Source organism: Gluconacetobacter johannae, from assembly GCF_014174305.1.
GTDB classification, from domain to species: Bacteria; Pseudomonadota; Alphaproteobacteria; order Acetobacterales; family Acetobacteraceae; genus Gluconacetobacter; species Gluconacetobacter johannae.
On sequence record NZ_JABEQH010000013.1, the window covers coordinates 16351 to 34694 of the forward strand.

At 67.1% G+C, this 18344-nt stretch carries 22 protein-coding genes; 8 read left to right on the forward strand and 14 right to left on the reverse strand.

The annotated features are described in order from the left end of the window. Positions 1 to 151: 151 nt before the first annotated feature. Both HLH21_RS10445 and HLH21_RS10450 read left to right on the forward strand, forming a co-directional pair. Positions 152 to 1228: an AI-2E family transporter gene (locus tag HLH21_RS10445; RefSeq protein WP_182943794.1), complete on the forward strand. Its 1077-nt coding sequence runs from the start codon at positions 152 to 154 to the stop codon at positions 1226 to 1228. Continuing rightward, positions 1225 to 1932: an endonuclease/exonuclease/phosphatase family protein gene (locus tag HLH21_RS10450; protein ID WP_182943703.1), complete on the forward strand. Its 708-nt coding sequence runs from the start codon at positions 1225 to 1227 to the stop codon at positions 1930 to 1932. Before HLH21_RS10445 ends, HLH21_RS10450 begins: the two co-directional genes overlap by 4 nt. On the opposite strand, the gene cls is transcribed toward HLH21_RS10450, so the two are convergent. Continuing rightward, on the reverse strand, positions 1923 to 3341 hold the full coding sequence (cls, locus tag HLH21_RS10455; RefSeq protein ID WP_182943704.1) for a cardiolipin synthase: 1419 nt from the start codon (positions 3339 to 3341) through the stop codon (positions 1923 to 1925). The two genes, HLH21_RS10450 and cls, sit on opposite strands and share 10 nt — an antisense overlap. Here cls and HLH21_RS10460 point away from each other — a divergent pair. Next, positions 3331 to 3816 carry a YraN family protein gene (locus HLH21_RS10460; protein WP_246379591.1) on the forward strand — a complete coding sequence of 162 codons (486 nt, stop codon included), beginning with the start codon at positions 3331 to 3333 and terminating at the stop codon, positions 3814 to 3816. The genes cls and HLH21_RS10460 overlap by 11 nt on opposite strands. A 12-nt stretch (positions 3817 to 3828) precedes the next feature. Here the strand turns inward: HLH21_RS10460 and HLH21_RS10465 are convergent, their stop codons facing one another. The 10 genes from HLH21_RS10465 to purB all read right to left on the reverse strand — a co-directional run bounded on the left by HLH21_RS10465 (position 3829) and on the right by purB (position 11557). Continuing rightward, a complete protein-coding gene (locus HLH21_RS10465; protein ID WP_246379593.1) occupies positions 3829 to 4167 on the reverse strand; it encodes a hypothetical protein in 339 nt (112 codons plus the stop codon). Positions 4168 to 4294: 127 nt separating this feature from the next. After that, entirely contained in the window at positions 4295 to 4630 is a 336-nt protein-coding gene (grxD, locus tag HLH21_RS10470; protein WP_182943706.1) for a Grx4 family monothiol glutaredoxin, read from the reverse strand. Positions 4631 to 4694: 64 nt separating this feature from the next. After that, positions 4695 to 4931, reverse strand: coding sequence for a BolA/IbaG family iron-sulfur metabolism protein (locus tag HLH21_RS10475; protein ID WP_182943707.1), 237 nt, complete (start codon positions 4929 to 4931; stop codon positions 4695 to 4697). A gap of 32 nt (positions 4932 to 4963) precedes the next feature. Then, positions 4964 to 7180: a phosphoribosylformylglycinamidine synthase subunit PurL gene (gene purL / locus HLH21_RS10480; protein ID WP_182943708.1), complete on the reverse strand. Its 2217-nt coding sequence runs from the start codon at positions 7178 to 7180 to the stop codon at positions 4964 to 4966. Next, entirely contained in the window at positions 7177 to 7878 is a 702-nt protein-coding gene (gene purQ / locus HLH21_RS10485) for a phosphoribosylformylglycinamidine synthase subunit PurQ (RefSeq protein ID WP_182943709.1), read from the reverse strand. The genes purL and purQ overlap by 4 nt, the downstream gene beginning before the upstream one ends. Then, positions 7875 to 8258: a Rap1a/Tai family immunity protein gene (locus tag HLH21_RS10490; protein WP_182943710.1), complete on the reverse strand. Its 384-nt coding sequence runs from the start codon at positions 8256 to 8258 to the stop codon at positions 7875 to 7877. The genes purQ and HLH21_RS10490 overlap by 4 nt, the downstream gene beginning before the upstream one ends. Then, the gene (gene purS / locus HLH21_RS10495) at positions 8255 to 8497 is read right to left on the reverse strand and encodes a phosphoribosylformylglycinamidine synthase subunit PurS (RefSeq protein WP_182943711.1); all 243 of its coding nucleotides are present in this window, start codon (positions 8495 to 8497) and stop codon (positions 8255 to 8257) included. Before purS ends, HLH21_RS10490 begins: the two co-directional genes overlap by 4 nt. Then, positions 8494 to 9258, reverse strand: a complete 765-nt coding sequence (gene purC, locus HLH21_RS10500) for a phosphoribosylaminoimidazolesuccinocarboxamide synthase (protein ID WP_182943712.1) — start codon at positions 9256 to 9258, stop codon at positions 8494 to 8496. The genes purS and purC overlap by 4 nt, the downstream gene beginning before the upstream one ends. Positions 9259 to 9403: 145 nt before the next feature. Next, on the reverse strand, positions 9404 to 10144 hold the full coding sequence (locus HLH21_RS10505) for an NRDE family protein (RefSeq protein ID WP_182943713.1): 741 nt from the start codon (positions 10142 to 10144) through the stop codon (positions 9404 to 9406). A gap of 57 nt (positions 10145 to 10201) precedes the next feature. Further along, positions 10202 to 11557 (reverse strand): adenylosuccinate lyase, encoded by a 1356-nt coding sequence (gene purB, locus HLH21_RS10510; RefSeq protein ID WP_182943714.1) that lies wholly within the window; start codon positions 11555 to 11557, stop codon positions 10202 to 10204. Between the two features lie 184 nt (positions 11558 to 11741). Between purB and HLH21_RS10515 the strand changes: the two genes are divergently transcribed. The 4 genes from HLH21_RS10515 to HLH21_RS10530 are packed head-to-tail and all read left to right on the forward strand — an operon-like array spanning position 11742 to position 15376. Beyond that, positions 11742 to 12344: a YjbE family putative metal transport protein gene (locus HLH21_RS10515; protein ID WP_182943715.1), complete on the forward strand. Its 603-nt coding sequence runs from the start codon at positions 11742 to 11744 to the stop codon at positions 12342 to 12344. A gap of 33 nt (positions 12345 to 12377) precedes the next feature. Beyond that, complete coding sequence (locus tag HLH21_RS10520) at positions 12378 to 14387, forward strand: lytic transglycosylase domain-containing protein (protein ID WP_182943716.1); 2010 nt, start codon at positions 12378 to 12380, stop codon at positions 14385 to 14387. Continuing rightward, complete coding sequence (locus HLH21_RS10525; RefSeq protein WP_182943717.1) at positions 14384 to 14851, forward strand: phosphatidylglycerophosphatase A family protein; 468 nt, start codon at positions 14384 to 14386, stop codon at positions 14849 to 14851. The genes HLH21_RS10520 and HLH21_RS10525 overlap by 4 nt, the downstream gene beginning before the upstream one ends. 15 nt (positions 14852 to 14866) lie before the next feature. Further along, positions 14867 to 15376 carry a CinA family protein gene (locus HLH21_RS10530; protein WP_182943718.1) on the forward strand — a complete coding sequence of 170 codons (510 nt, stop codon included), beginning with the start codon at positions 14867 to 14869 and terminating at the stop codon, positions 15374 to 15376. Between the two features lie 15 nt (positions 15377 to 15391). Here the strand turns inward: HLH21_RS10530 and aqpZ are convergent, their stop codons facing one another. Continuing rightward, entirely contained in the window at positions 15392 to 16111 is a 720-nt protein-coding gene (gene aqpZ / locus HLH21_RS10535) for an aquaporin Z (RefSeq protein WP_182943719.1), read from the reverse strand. A 72-nt stretch (positions 16112 to 16183) separates the two neighbouring features. On the opposite strand from aqpZ, the gene HLH21_RS10540 reads away from it, so the two are divergent. Beyond that, positions 16184 to 16492, forward strand: a complete 309-nt coding sequence (locus HLH21_RS10540; RefSeq protein ID WP_182943720.1) for a hypothetical protein — start codon at positions 16184 to 16186, stop codon at positions 16490 to 16492. A 197-nt stretch (positions 16493 to 16689) separates the two neighbouring features. On the opposite strand, the gene HLH21_RS10545 is transcribed toward HLH21_RS10540, so the two are convergent. Then, positions 16690 to 17190: a type II toxin-antitoxin system RatA family toxin gene (locus HLH21_RS10545; protein WP_246379595.1), complete on the reverse strand. Its 501-nt coding sequence runs from the start codon at positions 17188 to 17190 to the stop codon at positions 16690 to 16692. After that, entirely contained in the window at positions 17190 to 18179 is a 990-nt protein-coding gene (gene lipA, locus HLH21_RS10550) for a lipoyl synthase (protein WP_182943721.1), read from the reverse strand. Before lipA ends, HLH21_RS10545 begins: the two co-directional genes overlap by 1 nt. Positions 18180 to 18344 lie beyond the last annotated feature (165 nt).

The following is an 18344-nucleotide window of genomic DNA, read 5'->3' on the forward strand; positions in this document are numbered from 1 at the left end:
GATCAACTGGCGTCGAACGCCGGGCGTGGGGCATCACGACCGCGCACGAACGACGGAGGCGGCGCAAGCGGGTCTTTACCGCCCTGCCGGTCTGCCACATCATCAGATCATGCCGGATACCGTCCGGCACCGGACGGAATGGCGGGAGCGCATGGCCGAACGCATCATGATGGGGTTGTTGCTGGGCGGAGTGGCCTTCGGGTGCGGCGCCATCCTCTATCCGTTCATGTCCGCGCTGCTGTGGGCGGCGATCCTGACATTCTCGACCTGGCCGATCCATGTCCGGATGCGCCAGCGGTCCAGTCCGGTCGTGGCCGCGATGGGCATGACCATCCTGTCGGCGCTGGTCGTGGTCCTGCCTTTCGGCCTGGTGGTGTCCAGCAGCATCGCCGATCTGCCGGGAACCATCGAGAATCTGGTGGCCACGGTGACGCAATCGGTCCATTTGCCCCCGCCGCCCCTCTGGCTGTCGCGCATTCCGCATTTCGGCCACGACCTGGCCGAGACCTGGACCCAGTGGGGAACCGACCTGGGGCATGCCGAACGCATGATCCGGCCCTATGCCGGCAGCATCGCGCAATCCATGCTTGCCGGGCTGATGCTGATCGCAAGTGGCCTGGCCCATCTGGGCATGGCGCTGTTCATCGCGTTCTTCTTCTGGCTGGGCGGGGATTCGCTCGGTGCGACCTTCGCCGCGATCATCCGGCGGATTGCCGGGTCCTATGCCGACCGCATCCTGAACATCATCGGGCGGACGATCAGGGGCACGGTCTACGGAATCCTGGGAACCGCCATCGTCCAGGGCCTCCTGACCGGGATCGGGTTCGCGATCACCGGCCTGCCGTACCCCGTTCTGTTCGGCGGGATCGCGGCGTTCGTCGCCGTCCTGCCCATCGGCGCCCCGCTGATCTGGATTCCGGGGGCTGTCGCCCTGCTTCTGTCCCATCATGTCGGCTGGGGCGTCTTCCTGATCGTCTATGGAATCGCCATTATCTCCGGTGCGGATCATATCATCCGCCCCATGTTCATCTCGCGCGGCGCGCAGTTGCCCTATCTGCTGACGGTTCTGGGTGTCCTGGGCGGGGTGTGGACGTTCGGGGGATTGGGGATCTTCCTCGGGCCGGTGCTGTTGGGCGTCGGCTATACGCTGACGGCGGAATTCGCCGCCAACGGGTCCGGCCGCGCACGACATGGCACCCCGTTACAGGAGCCTTTTTTCGAATCATGACCCGCGCCCACCCTTTTTCGCATGTTTCGGTGCCGCTGCCTCCGGGCACGCGGCCGCGCCCGATCCACCTGCCCGCGACCGCCAGCGGGTCCGAACGCAAGATCGTCAGTTGGAACCTGCTGCGGCGGGTGGGCGCCACGCCGCGCGACGTCATCCACCTGATCGAGGAGGAGACACCCGACCTGTTGCTGATGCAGGAGGCGACGTCCGATTTCGACGCCCTGCCCGACCTGATCGGCGGCTATTATGCCCGCGCCCCGTTGCCCGGCAGGATCCACGGCGTCGCGTGCTGGAGCCCGTGGCCCTTTCGCCGCCCCCCTCTGGCCTGCACGCTGCCGTCAGGCCCGCTGGTCAGGCGCGTCGCCCAGATGATCGAATGCGCGCCGTTCACCTTTTCGGTTGCGAATGTCCATCTGTCGCACGGCCAGATCATGAACCGGCGGCAGTTGCGCCGCATTGCGGAGATCCTGCCCCCGCACGCGGCCGTCCTGGGCGATTTCAACCTGGTCGGGCCGACCATGATGCCCCATTTCCGCGATGTCGGCCCACGGGCGCCGACCCATCGCATGGCCGACATGGTGCCCATCCGCATCGACCGCTGCCTGGTCCGGGGGCTGAGCTGCACCGAGGCCCGCGTGCTGGACAATTACGTGTCCGATCATCGCCCGATCACCGTCCGGCTGGAACTGTCGGGCTACAAGTAAGGCAGAAGCAGCCGCGCCCCGGCATCGCGGATCCGGATCGGCAGGCGGCGTCGGTCCAGGTCGTGATGGGTCAGGCGATCATGCCGGTGATGGATGACGAAATCGTCGATCATGGCGGCCAGCGCGTCGTCATAGGCTTCCAGGTTGATTTCGAAATTCAGCCGCAGGCTTCGCACGTCGAGATTGGAACTGCCGACGAACGTCCAGTGCCGGTCCACCACCATCAGTTTCGAGTGATTGAACGGTGGACTCGCCTGCCAGACCCGGCAGCCTGAATCCAGGAAACGCGGCAGGTTGGCCGCCCGCGCCCAGTCGATCAGGGTGTGGTTGCTGCGGCGGGGAACGACGATGTCGACCTCGACCCCGCGCAGCGCCGCCAGGGCCAGCTCCGTCAGGAAGCGTTCGCCCGGCAGGAAATAGGGTGTCATCAGGCGTACGGAACGCCGGGCCAGGGTGATGGCCTGCAGCATCGTGTATTCGATTTTCTCAAGGTCGGAATCCGGGCCGGCGGTGACGATGCGCGTCAGGGTCTCGCCGCTCTGGGTCACGTCCGGAAAGAACGGGGCGGCATGCAGATCCTCGCCGGACGTGAAGGACCAGTCCTGGGCGAACGCCTCGGTCAACTGATGGATGACCGGCCCCTCGACATGGAAATGCGTGTCCGAGACCGGATGGGCGGGCCGGCTTGCGACCTGGTTTTCCTCCCCGATATTCAGCCCGCCCATGAAGCCCACGCGCCCGTCCACCACCAGGATCTTCCTGTGGTTACGCATGTTGATGAACGGCATGCGCCACGGCAGCATCGAATGCATGAAGCGCCCGACCGGGACGCCCGCGCCGTGCAGTGCGCGGGCCACGGGGCAGCGGAAGTAACCGCTGCCGATGCCGTCGACCAGCACGCGCACGGCGACGCCCCGCCGATGGGCGGCGACCAGGGCCGTCACGAACCGCGTGCCCACCTTGTCGTCACGAAAGATGTAGGAACACAGCAATATGCTGGTGGTGGCGTTCGCGATGGCCTCGAGCATCTGCGGATAGGCTTCGTCCCCGTCATGCAGCATGCGGACGCTGTTCCCCGCCATCAGCGGGCGTCCGGTCAGCTTGCCGACCATGTCCGCCAGCGGGGCGAAGCTGCCCTGCTCCGCCCGCTTCCAGCGCGAGGTCAGGGTGCGGCTGTGCCAGGATTGCCGCCCGATCAGCTTGCGCGCCCGCCGATGGACGCGATTGATCCCGAACATGGCGTAAAGCACGCCGCCGGTGAACGGCATCAGCACCGCGATCCCGATCCAGCCGATGGACGCCCCGACGTCGCGTTTCGTCAGCAGGACATGCAGGCTGACCGTCCCCGCAACGACCACCCGGGCCGCCAGCACAACATACAGGAACGTCCGCCAGTACATGGGAAACATGAAACCATTTCGATCCAAGATACAGCCCGACAGGATTGCCGAATCCACCCTGATGGGCCACCGTCATGACCCGATGGCGTTCAGGCGGCAAGAACAGGGCATGGTAAATTCACGGCGTCTTGCAGGGGCGGCCTCGTACCGGCGCGGTCGACATGCCGAACAGGTCGCAATGGAGAAACTTGCGGGTGAAGGCTGGACAATCCTGAAACATCGTGCGCGCACCCCGTGGGGTGAAATCGACCTGATTGCCGCGCGGGGTGGGATGATGATTTTTGTCGAGGTCAAATGCCGCCCGACATTCTCGCAGGCCGCCTCCAGTCTCGGCACCCGCCAGATTCGCCGTCTGATCGACGCGGCGTCCATGCTGTGTGCCGAAAACCCCGGATGGGTTTATGATGAAATGCGTTTCGACGTCATCGTGGTGACGGCGGACAACGCCGTGCACCAGATCGCGGACGCATTCAGGCTGGAATAAGGAGAAACCGGATCAGGTCCGGTGATGTCCCTTGCGCGCGGCATGATGCGCGGCGGCATGCGGATGGAAGACGATATTATGCACCAGGCCCCGGCTGTGGACGGTCGAGGTGGCCGAGGCGCGATGAACCAGGGCCGGCATGGCGTGGCCGGACCGGCGATAGACGACATGCCTGACCGGCGGCGGCGCGGCCGTCAGGGCGTCGAGCGTCAGACGGCCTGCTTCATAATCGGTGACCAGATGCTGCGCTTGCGCCGAATGGGTTCCCACCGTCATCAGTAGGGTCGCTGTTCCGACCACGCACAAGGCGATTTTCCTGATCTCGACCTGAAACATCGTTGTCCTCATCATCCACCCGGTCATTCAAGGCTAGGCGAAAGCCCGGTGCGGCGACAAGAGGCACATTGCGGGATGGTACAAAAAAACGGACCGGATGAATATCCGATCCGTCCTTTCCGGCCCCTGAGGCGGTGTACTCTTACGCCGAGGCGGCAACGATGCCTTTTTCCTCGAACAGCTTTTCCAGTTCGCCGGACTGGAACATCTCGGTCACGATGTCGCAGCCGCCGATGAACTCGCCCTTGACATAGAGCTGCGGCACCGTCGGCCAGTTCGAGAAATCCTTGATCCCCTGGCGCAGTTCCGGGTCATCCAGAACGTTGGCGGTCTGGAACGGGACGCCCATCTGGGTCAGGACCTGCACCACCCGGGCCGAGAAGCCGCACTGCGGGAACAGGGCATTGCCCTTCATGTACAGCATGATGGGGTTCGTATCGATCTCGTTCTGGATACGCTGGGTAATGGTGTCAGCCATGGTTCGGTCCTGTCCGAAGGGCGGCCGGGGCGGCCGCACGATTGCTCTGTCTTATCGGGCCGTCTTATCGGTCCGGAGCACTGGTCTGCAGCGCCAGGGCATGGAGCTTGCCCCCCATGTGGCCCTGCAACGCCGTGTACACGATCTGATGCTGGCGCACGCGCGACAGTCCGCGAAAGGATTCGCAGACCACCGTGCAGGCATAATGGTCGCCATCACCGGCCAGATCCTCGATGGTGATCGAGGCGTCCGGCAACGCGGTGCGGATATAGTCTTCAACTTCCTGTGCCGTCATTGCCATCGGCGGGGAACTCCTCTTTTCGGCGCGTTAGCCTACTGGTCCATCAAGGCAGGAAAAAACGCCGAATTGACCGCATTCAGCCGTGCTATTGATATTGTAGCGCCCGTGGGCAATGTCAAACCGTTGCCCCCCGAATGGCCCAAAACCCGAATCGCCACGCCTGCCTGCGTTGCAGCCAGGGTAAAGGCGTCCACGTCGCGGACCGCTACAACATATCGTGACTGATCCTCGCCGAACCAGAAGGCCTCGGGCCGCATGCCCGATTGCGGGGCCAGCAGAACGCAACCGACATCGCCGGCCATGACCATTTCCGCCAGGGTGACCAGCAGGCCGCCATCGGCGATATCGTGACACGCCACGATGGCGCCGGCCAGGATCTGCGCGCGGACGAAGTCGCCATTCCGACGTTCGGCCGCCAGGTCGAGTGCCGGTGGCGGCCCGTCCTCGCGCCCATGCACCTCGCGCAGCCACAGCGACTGGCCCAGTTCCCCGGTCGTCGCCCCCACGAGGACGAGCGTGCAATCGGCCGGCATGGACAGGCCGATCGCCGCGTTGACATCGTCCAGCACGCCCAGGCCGCCGATGGCCGGCGTCGGCAGGATCGAGACCGACGATCCGTCCGGCGCCCGCGTTTCGTTGTAGAGCGAGACATTGCCGCTGACGACCGGGAAGTCCAGCGCGCGGCAGGCCTCGCCCATGCCTTCGATGGCCGAGACGAACTGGCCCATCACCTCGGGCTTTTCCGGCGATCCGAAGTTGAGGTTGTCGGTCACCGCCAGCGGGCGCGCGCCGGTCGCGACGATATTGCGCCACGCCTCGGCCACCGCCTGGGCCCCGCCGAGACGCGCGTCGGCGCGGCAATAGCGCGGCGTGCAATCCGTGGTCAGCGCCAGGCCGATGGACGTGTCCTCGATCTTGACGATCGCGGCATCCGCAGCGCCGGGACGCTTGACCGTCTGCCCGCCGACCGTGCTGTCGTACTGGTTCCACACCCAGGCGCGCGACGCCAGGTCGGGGCAGCCGATCAGGCGGATCAGCGCCTGCTCGATCCCGAGCGGGTCGGTGATGGGGCCGAGCGGCGCCGGGGCGGGCGACGGCGCAGTCGGTCGGCGATAGATCGGCGCCTGGTCGGCCAGCGGGTCCAGCGGGATATCGGCCTCGACCTGTCCCTGATGACGGACCACGATATGGCCGGTATCGGTCAGATGGCCGATCACCGCGAAATCGAGTTCCCACTTGTCGAAGATCGCGCGCGCCACCTCGGTCCGGTCGGGCCGGATCACGATCAGCATGCGCTCCTGACTTTCCGAGAGCATCATTTCGTAGGCGGTCATGCCGCGTTCGCGCTGCGGCACGGCGTCGAGGTCGAGGTCGATGCCCACCCCGCCCTTGCCCGCCATCTCGACGGACGAGGACGTCAGGCCGGCGGCCCCCATGTCCTGGATGGCCACGATCGCGTCCGTCGCCATCAGTTCCAGGCAGGCTTCGATCAGCAGCTTTTCCACGAACGGATCGCCGACCTGTACGGTCGGGCGTTTGGCCAGCGCGTCCTCGTCGAATTCGGACGACGACATGGTCGCGCCGTGAATCCCGTCGCGTCCGGTCCTGGACCCGACATAGACGACCGGATTGCCGATGCCCGCCGCGGCGGACAGGAAGATCCGGTCCTGGCGCGCGACGCCCACCGTCATGGCGTTGACCAGCGGATTGCCGTCATAGGCCGGGTGGAAATTGACCTCGCCGCCCACGGTGGGCACGCCGACGCAGTTGCCGTAGCCGCCGACGCCGCGCACCACGCCATCGACGATGCGGCGGGTCTGCGGATTGTCCGGGCTGCCGAAACGCAGGGCGTTGAGGTTGGCGACCGGGCGCGCGCCCATGGTGAAGACGTCGCGCAATATGCCGCCCACGCCGGTGGCCGCCCCCTGGTAGGGTTCGATGAAGGAGGGGTGGTTATGGCTTTCCATCTTGAAGATGGCGGCCAGGCCCTGCCCGATATCGACGACGCCCGCGTTCTCGCCGGGGCCGTGGATCACCCATGGCGCCGTAGTCGGCAGGGTCTTCAGCCAGACGCGCGACGATTTGTAGGAACAATGTTCCGACCACATCACCGAAAAGATGCCCAGTTCGGTCAGGGTGGGCGTGCGTCCCATGATCGACAGCACGTTGCCGTATTCCTCGGCGGTCAGGCCGAATTCCTGCGCCAGGGCTTGATCGACGGGCTTCTGTCCCGCGCTACCGCTGCTCATCGGACCAGAGCCTCCACCAGCCCCTCGAACAGGGGCTTTCCATCTTCTCCGCCCATCAGCGGATCAACCAGGTCTTCGGGATGCGGCATCATGCCGCAAATACGCAGGTTGGGACTCAGCACGCCCGCGATCGCGTTCTGGCTGCCGTTCGGGTTGCTCAGCCTGTCACCGGGGTCGACCCGGCCATCGGGCCGGGCATAGCGGAATGCCACGCGGCCTTCGCCCTCCAGCGCCTTGAGTGTGTCGGCATCGGCGATGTAGTTTCCGTCGCCATGCGCCATCGGCGTGCGGAACACGTCGCCCGTGGCCCAGTGGCGGGTAAAGGGCGTGTCGTTGCGTTCGACCCGCAGATGGCAATCCTGCGACAGGAAACGCAGCGCCGCATTACGCAGCAGCGCGCCGGGCAGCAGGCCGGTTTCGGTTAGGATCTGGAAGCCGTTGCAGACCCCCAGCACATGGCCGCCGGCCTCGGCGAAGCGCCGGATGGCCGCCATGATCGGGGCATGGGCCGCCATCGCGCCGCAGCGCAGATAATCGCCGTAGCTGAATCCGCCGGCCAGCACCACCAGGTCCAGGTCCGGCAGGTCGGTCTCACGATGCCAGATCATCGCCGGGGCGCGCCCGGTCACGGTCCGCAGTGCGATCGCCATGTCCCGTTCCCGGTTCGTCCCGGGAAAAACGACGATCCCCGCCTTCATTTGCTACCGCCGCAGGGATAGGATTCGTGCAGGGCGGTGAACACCAGCCCGCCGACGGGGCTGTTCAGCTTGTCCGTATGGCCTTTCAGCCAGGCCACCACCTTGGTCCGCATGTCCGTGCTGGTCACGCCGGACGCCACGCAGAAACCGGTGGGCGCGGTCTTGTCGCCTTCGTTCCGGTCATACACATGCGTCAGCGCCACCGCGTCCGCCAGGCCGGAAATATAGGCGTCGCAGATCCCGATGCTGGGCGCGCGGGTGCAAAGCTGAAGGAAGCGTCCGCCCTGCAGGTTGGACACGCGCTGGGCCAGGGCCGAGCCCGCCGGCAGGCTGAACGCCAGGCCCGCGGCAAGCAGAAGGATCGGGCGTTTCGTCGTCATGCCACGACCTCCGTCACGAAATCCTCGATGACCAGGTTGGCCAGCAGGCCGCGCGCCATGGCGTCCGCCTTCTCGCGGGCCTGGACGGGATCGGTCTCGTCCAGTTCCAGTTCGATGACACGGCCGATGCGGACATCGCCGACACCGCCGAAGCCCAGGACATGCAGCGCATGGGCCACGGCCTTGCCCTGCGGGTCCAGCACGCCGTCCTTCAGCATGACCGTCACGCGCACTTTCATTGCATCACCTCCGGCCCTTTCATGTCGGAATTCGTGGCTTCGGGCAGGATGCCCAGCCGCCACGCCACTTCCTGATATGCTTCCTCGACCCGCCCCAGGTCGCGACGGAAGCGGTCCTTGTCCAGCTTCTCGCTGGTCTTCGCATCCCACAGGCGGCAGTTGTCCGGCGAGATCTCGTCCGCCAGGACGATACGCATCTCCTCGCCTTCCCACAGCCGGCCGAATTCCAGCTTGAAATCGACCAGCGTGATGCCGATGCCGACAAACAGGCCGGACAGGAAATCGTTCACCCGCATGGTCAGCGCGACCATGTCATCCAGGTCGTTCGTGCAGGCCCAGCCGAATGCCGTGATGTGCTCCTCGCTCACCATCGGGTCGTTCAGGCTATCGTTCTTGTAGTAATATTCGATGATCGTCCGGGGCAGGCGCGTGCCCTCGGGGATGCCCAGGCGCTTGGCCAGGCTACCGGCGGCGACGTTGCGGACCACGACCTCAAGCGGGATGATCTCCACCTCGCGGATCAGCTGCTCGCGCATGTTCAGCCGGCGGATGAAATGGGTGGGAATCCCGATATCGTGGAGGCGCAGCATCAGATGCTCGCTGATCCGGTTGTTCAGGACACCCTTGCCGGTGATGATCCCTTTCTTGGCGCCGTTGCCGGCGGTCGCGTCGTCCTTGAAATACTGGACCAGCGTTCCCGGTTCCGGACCCTCGAAGAGGATCTTGGCTTTTCCTTCATAGAGCTGACGGCGGCGGGCCATACTCGTCCTTCATACGGCTGGTGGAGGCATGCCCGGGCATCCTCCCGATGAGACGTGCAACGCGGTCTCGGTAATGCGAGAGCCTCATAGCAACGATTGCACGCGGAAGATACCACTCCCTTTCATGCAAACCTTCCCCTCCTTCTCAGGCAACAGGCCTGCCCAGGTCGATGGGGCGGTAGCCCACGCGATCTGGTGCGCCGGCGGCGAAATACCATGAGGCGGGCGCGTCCCGGTCCGCCGGAACCCCGATGGCCGAGGAACTGCACGTCCCGAACCCCGATCGCGGCGGGATATTCAGCTCGCTGCCCGCGGGCAGCGAGCGGTCGGACAACAGCTGGGTCCAGGACGTCCAGTCCGGCGGAACGGGGCGGACGGCCGAGCGGAAGCGGGGAAGATGGCGGCCGATGCGCGGAATGGCCATGTCGTCCGGCCCGGTCGTCGCCGCCATGTGGACGCCGGGCTCCAGCGTCATGATTTCAGGCGTCGCGTAGCCCAGTCCCGAAATGTAATACGCCGCGTGGCGGTCGGCGATGAGCATGTTGAACGACCGCCAGGCCCCGGCATCCAGCGCGGCGATGGTCCGCACCGCCGCGGTCGCGCTGTCGTGCTCCAGCGCGATCAGCGGCAGTTCGCCGCGCGAACGCTTGCCCGGCGCCGGGCCCAGGCTGCCGACCCTGTTCATGACGCCGGCGACGACGCCGCTGTCGTTCAGGGCCAGCCAGGACCCGCCGGCGACCTGATCGCGTCCGCCCACGATCGCCGGCCGGTCCGGCCAGTGCCGCCCCGGTGCGTCCCAGGGGCGGTCCAGGCGTTCGTCACGGTTTGCGGCCACCAGAAGCGGCCACGCGGAATCGGGGGCAAAGGACAGGACGATGGTACACACGGTTCTTTCTTCTATCCTGGATCCCGGCCCCGGTTGCGGCCGTGGGTTGCGGTCGGGTCAGCCCGCGCGGGATGGTCCGGTCTCGCCGAACACGCGGGCATAAGTATGGTCAAGCGCCCCCAGATGGGCGTCGCTGTTCATCGCCGCATCCAGGATCGCGGGCGCCACGCGCCCGGCGACCTCGGGGTCTGCCGCAAGGTTTTCGCGGAAGCTGCGCCCGCCGGGCTTGCCCAGCAGGGTCCAGGTCGCCATCGCGTTGCGCTGGACGATGCGGTACGCATCCTCGCGCAGGATGCCCGCGCGCGCCAGGGCCAGCAGGACCTCGCCGGAATGGACGACTCCGCCCAGGCTTTCCAGATTGGCGATCATGCGATCCGGATAGACCACCAGCTTGTCCATCATGCCGGCCAGCCGGACCAGCGCGAAATCCAGGCCGATGGTGCCGTCGGGGCAGATGTTGCGCTCGACCGCCGAATGGCTGATGTCGCGCTCATGCCACAGGGCCACGTTCTCCAGCGCCGGGATGACATGGGCGCGCACCAGGCGGGCCAGGCCGGTCAGATTCTCCGACAGGACCGGGTTGCGCTTGTGCGGCATCGCCGAGGAGCCCTTCTGGCCGGGATGGAAGAATTCTTCCGCCTCCCGAACCTCGGACCGCTGCAGATGCCGCACCTCGACCGCCAGGCGCTCGATCCCGCTTGCGATCACCGCCAGCGCGCAGAAATAGGCCGCATGGCGGTCGCGGGGAATGACCTGGGTCGATACGCCCTCGGGCGCCAGGCCCAGCCGCGCGGCCACGAATTCCTCGACCCGCGGATCGACATGGGCGTAGGTGCCCACCGCGCCCGAAATCGCGCAGGTCGCGATTTCGGCCCGCGCATTCAGCAGGCGTTCGCGATTGCGGGCGAATTCGGCGTAATGCCCCGCCAGCTTCAGCCCGAACGAGGTCGGTTCGGCATGGATCGCGTGGCTGCGGCCGATGGTGATCGTGTATTTATGCTCGAACGCGCGGCGCTTCAGGGCGTCCAGCACGGCGTCGAGGTCGGCCAGCAGAATGTCGGTGGCCTGCGTGAGCTGCACGGACAGGCAGGTATCGAGCACGTCGGACGACGTCATGCCCAGATGCACGAAGCGGCTCTCCGGCCCGATCTTTTCAGCCAGCCACGTCAGGAATGCGATGACGTCATGCCGGGTCTCGGCCTCGATCTCGTCGATCCGGTCCAGGTCGGCCTGCGAGAACGCGGCCATTGCGGCGTCGCCCTTTTCCCGCACCACCTGCGCGGCTTCGGCGGGTACGGCGCCGTACTGCGCCATGGCCTCGCACGCCAGGGCCTCGATCTCGAACCAGATGCGATACCGGTTCTCGGGCGCCCAGATGGCGGCCATGGCGGGACGGGTATAACGCGGAACCATCGTGTTCAGCTTCCTCTTGTCGGCAGATGCGGGCGGCCGCCCCTTTATCCGATTTCGGCCGCCGCGTCTCCTGCCGAAAATGGCCGCCCTTGCGGAGGCCCGGCGGTGACGGGCAAGATCCTCGCCTATCCCAAGCCTGTCCGCAGGACGTAGTCGAGATCCTTTTGCCGATGATTGTCTTTCCATGAGCGATATTTTCTCGCTCTCCGCCCTCACCTCACTCCTGCAGGTTATCCTGATCGACCTGACCCTGGCCGGGGACAACGCCGTCGTCATCGGAATGGCCGTCCGGGGGCTGCCGGCCGATCACCGGCGAAAGGCCATTCTGTCTGGTGTCATGGCGGCGGCGCTGATCCGGGTCGGGCTCGCCATCGTCGCGGTCAGGCTTCTGGCGATCATCGGCCTGACCCTGGCGGGGGGCCTGTTGCTGCTGTGGGTCTGCTGGCGGATGTATCGCGAACTGCACGGCCCGCATGATGGGGATGCGGGAGGTGCGCCCCGCCCGCCGACCTCGCTGCGTACCGCGATCATCAGGATCGTGATCGCCGACCTGTCGATGAGCCTGGACAATGTGCTGGCGGTGGCCGGCGCCGCGGGCGAGCATGTCTGGGTCCTGATTATCGGCCTGGCGGTGTCGGTGCTGATGATGGCGGTTGCCGCGGCGCTGATCGCGCGCCTGCTGGAGCGCTATCGCTGGATCGCCTGGGTCGGCCTGCTGATCGTGCTGGGCGTCGCGGTGGAATTGATCGTCAAGGGGGGCGGCGAAATCTGGCATTCCGTGGCATGATCGCCTTTCCCCGCCATCAGGTCATGCCGGCCCATGCAGCGCGTACGACACCTCCCCGCCACATCGCGGACCGTCCGATCCCCGACTGATCGGTCCGGCCGATACCGGCGCCTGGCCTGGCTGGGCGTCGCGATCTTCGCCACGTTCCATGCCGGGGGGCACGCCGCGCCGGCCGCGCCCCCGCCCCCGATCGCGGTGGAGGGCGCCGACGTCGAGGCGCGGGTGGAGATGTATCTGCGCCTGCTGTCGCCGGAGGGCGGCACGGTCGCGGAGTATGTGGCCTTCCTGGCCCGGACGCCGGCATGGCCGCGACGTCCGGTGATGATGGCGCGCCTTCAGGCACTGATGGGGGCCGGGTTGCCCGTTCCCGGCATGGACGATGCCTGCGCCTCGGTGACGCTGACCTCGGCGCCGGCCCTGGTCGCCTGCGCGAATCGCCCTGCGCCGCCGCCGGATCTGCCCGTCAGGGCGCGGCGGGCCTGGATCGCCGGCATTGATTCGCCGAGGGACGAAGCGATTTTCCTTGCCGCTTTCGGCGCATCCGTGACGGCCGATGACCAATGGGCGCGCTTCGGGCGGCAGGAACTGGCCGGGCGGCTGGATGACGCGGCCCGGCAGGCCGGGCGCTTGGATGCCGGGCGTCAGGCGCTGGCGCAGGCCCGGCTTGCGTTGCGGCGCGGGCGGGCGGACGCGCCGGATATGCTGCGCGCCCTGCCCCCCGGCCTGTCCGGCGACCCGGTGCTGATCCTGGACCAGGCCCGGTGGCTGCGCCGGGCCGGTCAATTCGACGAGGCCTACGCCGTGTGGACCCGCGCCGGCCTGGCGGCGGAGCAGCGCGTGCACCTGCCCGCCTTCTGGGCCGAGCGCGAGGCGCTGGCCCATGACATGCTGCTGGCCGGCAATGACGACGCAGCGCTGGCCCTGGCATCGGCCACCGACGACATGCCCCCCGCCAGCCGGGATGAAGCGCGCTTTCTGACGGGCTGGATCCTGTTGCAGAGACAGCATGACCCGCAGGCTGCCAAAGCGCAGTTCCAGCGCCTGTGCGATGCCCGGGCGCTGATTTCCCGCAGCCGGGGGTTCTACTGGACCGGCCGCGCGCTGGAGGCCGCGGGCGACCTGCCTGCCGCGCGTGCCGCCTGGACCGAGGCGACGCGCATGCCCGGCACATTCTACGGCCAGATGGCCCTGTCCAGGCTGGCCGGCGACACAGCCAGCCCCCTGCTGTTTCCGGAGCGATCCGGCGAACGGGTGCGCGACCTGCTGCGGCAACAGGCCGGGCCGGTCTGGACCCGCGCCGACATGGCGCGTTTCGAGGGCAGCGACCTGATCCAGGCCGCGCGGCTGGCGGCGCGCCAGGATGTGGGGCATGCGCGTGACTTCATCCTGTTGCAGGACGCCCGGACCGATACGCCCGCCGGGCATGCCCTGGCCGCGATGCTTGCGCTCAGGCTCGGCATGCCCGACGTCGCGGTCGCCGTCGCGCGTCGGGCCGGGCGCGAGGGGATCGCGCTGCTGCGGTCCGGATGGCCCAGCCCCGTTTTCCCCGATCCGCTCCTGCCGCCGGCGGGGGACACTCTGCCGCCCGGCTTCGTCATGGCGGTCATCCGGCAGGAAAGCGGGTTCGATCCCGCCATCGTCAGTCCGGCGGGGGCCTACGGCCTGATGCAGCTTCTGCCCGCGGCGGCGCGGGACGTGACGCGACAGACCCGCATGGCCAGCGGCCCGGTCACCGGGGCGACCCTGGTCGACCCGGTCCTGAACATGCGGATCGGCACGGCCTACCTGTCCCGCCTGATGCGGAAATTCGGCGGCGCGATTCCCTACGTGCTGGCCGCCTATAATGCCGGACCGCACCGGGCGGACGAATGGCTGGCGCAACTGGGCGATCCCACCAGGGGCACGCCGACATCCGACGCCATGCTGGACTGGATCGAGAGCATTCCGTTCGCCGAGACCCGGGGATATATCCAGCGCGTGGAGGAAAACATGGCCATCTACCAGGCCATGGCCTCCGATTCCCGGCCGGAGGCGACGCCATGACCCCTGCCCGCCTGATCGCCAGTTTCGGCGGCTGCGGCTTTTCCCCGAAGGCTCCTGGTACGGTGGGGTCGCTCGCCGCCCTTGTCTGCGGGGTGCCGCTGCTGTCCAGCCCTGTCCTGATGGGGGTGGCGATCCTGCTGTGCTGCTGGATCGGATATCGCGCGACCGAACGGGTCAGCGGCGGCGAGGACCACGGATGGATCGTGATCGACGAGGTCGCGGGCATGTGGATCGCCATGCTGCCCCTGGCCCCCGTCGATCCCCTGCATCTGTCGGGGCGGCACGTGCTGTTGCTGCTGCTTGCGTTCGCGCTGTTCCGCCTGTTCGACATCACCAAGCCCGGCCCGGTGGGCTGGTTCGACCGGCGTCACGATTCGGTGGGGATCATGGGCGACGATGTCGTGGCCGGGCTGCTTGCCGCGGCGATCGTGCTTGCCGTCCACTACCTGCCTGTCCTGTCCTGACCTGTGAGGCCGCGCATGCCCCCCTTCCTGCTGGACGACGCGACACTGGACCAGGCGGGCGGGCTGCTGGCCCGGCTGCGCGAGGCCGGCCTGCGGGTCGTCACCGCCGAAAGCTGCACCGGCGGCCTGGTCGCTGCCGCCCTGACCCACCACGCGGGATCATCCGACGTGGTGGAGGGTGGGTTCGTGACCTATTCCAACGCCATGAAGACCGTCCTGCTGGGCGTCGATCCTGTAGTGGTGGCCCGCCATGGCGCGGTCAGCGCCGAAACCGCCGCCGCAATGGCCGACGGCGCGCTGGCCCATGCCCCCAGCGCGGACATCGCGGTGTCCATTACAGGCATCGCGGGACCCGGAGGGGGATCGGCCGCCAAGCCGGTCGGGCTGGTCTGGTTCGCGACGGCCCGCCGAAACGGGGAAACGGTCACGCTGTCGCGTGTGTTCGACGGGGATCGCACGTCGGTCCGGCAACAGGCGGTGGCGCAGGCGTTGAATTTGATCGGGCAGCGCGTCCGATCCTCCTGAGGGTCCTGTCGTCCCTTATCTGGGCTCCCGACCGATCAGGCCGGGCGATTCTCCGGGGGACAGAAGATGCCGCCAGATCAGCGCCCCGATCGCGCCGCCGGCAAGCGGCGCGAGCCAGAACAGCCAGAGCTGGCCCAGGGCGGCGGTCTGCGCGAAGAACGCCACGGCGGTCGAGCGGGCCGGATTGACCGATGTGTTGGTCACCGGGATCGAGATCAGATGGATCAGGGTCAGCGCAAGCCCGATCGCGAGCGGCGCGAAGCCTGCCGGCGCGGCCGATGAGGTCGATCCGAGGATGACCAGAAGAAAGAATGCGCTCAGCGTCACTTCGCAGACCAGGGCGGACAGCACCCCGTAATGCCCGGGGGACAGGTCGCCATACCCGTTGGAGGCGAACCCTCCGGCCGCGAAACCGGGTGCCCCGGAGGCGATGAGGTAGAGAATCACAGCGGCCCCCACTCCGCCCAGAACCTGCGCGACCCAGTAGGAGGGAACATCCTTCCATGAGATCCGGCCTGCGACGGCAAGGCCCAGCGTCACCGCGGGGTTGAAATGCCCGCCCGAGATGCCGCCCACCGCATAGGCCATCGTCAGGACCGTCAGGCCGAAGGCGAGTGCGACGCCAAGGAAGCCGATCCCATGTTCGGGAAACGCGGCAGCCAGGACAGCGCTGCCGCACCCTCCCAGCACCAGCCAGAATGTACCGAAGAACTCGGCGGCAAGTTTGCGGGGCATGGGACGTGTCCTGCCAATGCGGCGGGATCGCCGCGCGGTCATATCGCCCCAATACGTCCAGAGTTTCGCCCCGTGATTTCAGCGACCGGGAATAAAAATATCCTGAGCCTGAAGGTCATGCTCGACCTTCAGGCTCAGGATACCGGTCATTGCGGACGGCTGGGGGATCAGTTGCCGTCGGGCGCGTTTCCGGGCATCGAAGGCGACGGGGCAGTCGGAGGGGTCGTGACCCCGGTCCCCGACGGCGTCATGGATGAGGGAGATTCGACCGATGGCGCGGTGGGCGTCGTCGTGCCGGCGCGGGCGGCGGCGAGGCTCTTGGCGTTCAGGTCTTCCGTCGCGCTGACTTGGGACTTCTTTTCGGTCCCCTTGGCCATATGATGCTTGTGCCTGGCCGCATGGGCCGGCGGCGCGGCAACAAGTGCCGGGGCGGTCGAGACGATCGCTGTGGCGACAAGGATCGCGCCAAAAGACAATTTCATCGGAGGGGCTCCTTCAACTGGGTCGTATCCGTCCATGACGCGCGACGGATCGGTGGCGGAGCCACCTGTACGCCCGGACATGGGGGGCAACGCCCGTCAGACGCCTCCGGTTCCGGCGGGCTGGATGCGGCCGGGCGGCTGGGTGCTTACCGGCGGTGTGCCGACAGGCGGGCCGTAGATTTCCCTGGCGCGACGGATGAAGGCCGACACCATCAGGCGCACGGCCTCGTTGAAGACGACCCCGATCGCGGCCTGCAGCAGGCGGGAGCGGAATTCGAATTCGACGAAGAAGTCGATCAGGCACCATTGCCGGTCCGGCGTGAAGGTCCAGACATTGTTCAGGTAGCGGAACGGCCCCTTTTCGTACTGCACGCGGATCCGCGACGGCCGTTCCAGGGAGACCCGGCTGGTGAACGTCTCGCGGAACGGCCCGAACCCGATGGTCAGGTCGGCGACCAGTTCGGTTGCGGTGCGCGTGCGGACCTGTGCGTTGGTGCACCACGGCAGGAATTGCGGATACTTGCCCACGTCGGCGACCAGATCGAACAGCTGCTCCGACGAATAGGCGATCAGGCGACGTTCGGCATGGGTCGGCATCAGGGCGCCTCCGCCACGATCCGCGCGGCCGCGAGCTTTGCCTCCCGCGTGGCGCGAAGTTCCGCGAAATCGGAATCGGCGTGATAGGACGACCGCGTCAGCGGCGAGGCGCTGACCTGCAGGAAGCCCTTGGCACGGGCCATCGCCGCGTAATCGGCGAATTCGTCGGGCGTCACGAAATGCTGGACCGCCGCATGCTTGACGGTCGGCTGCAGATATTGGCCCAGCGTGATGAAATCGACATCGGCGACGCGCAGGTCGTCCATGACCTGCAGGATCTCCGGCCGCTCCTCGCCCAGTCCGACCATCAGGCCCGACTTGGTGAAGATCGACGGGTCCAGGCGCTTCACGTCGTCCAGCAGGCGCAGGGACTGATAGTAGCGCGCGCCGGGCCGGATGCCCGGATACAGGCGGGGAACGGTTTCCAGATTATGGTTGAAGACATCCGGCCGCGCCGCCACCACAACCTCCAGCGCGCCCGGCTTGCGTAGGAAATCGGGGGTCAGGATTTCAATGGTCGTCGCGGGCGCGGCCGCCCGGATCGCGGCGATGACCCGTGCGAAATGGTGCGCGCCGCCATCGGTCAGGTCGTCGCGGTCAACCGACGTGATGACCACGTGACGCAGGCCCAGCTTCGCCACCGCGTCCCCCACCCGGGCGGGTTCGTCGCCATCCAGCGGGTTGGGCATGCCGGTGGTGACGTTGCAGAACGCGCAGGCCCGGGTGCAGATCTCGCCCATAATCATCATGGTGGCGTGGCGCTGCGACCAGCATTCGCCGATGTTCGGGCAGGCCGCTTCCTCGCAGACCGTCACCAGCTTCTGCTCGCGCATCAGCGTCCGGGTCTCGTGATAAATCGGGTGGGTGGGGGCCTTGACGCGAATCCAGTCCGGCTTGCGCGCGATCGGATTATCGGGCCGGTGCGCCTTTTCCGGATGGCGGACGGACACGCCGCCTTTTCTATGGTCGATCAACAGGCGCGTGGACATGGCGGCAAACCCAGCAGGACAATAGACACTCACAAGTGGAACGGCGCGGGGAACGCGTCAAGCAAACATCCCCGGCGCCGGGCCGACGACGATCACAAGCAGCGGAGGCGCCCCATCTGGAAGGGGAGCGACCCCGATGCCCGGATCGCCAACGCCGGATGCGCC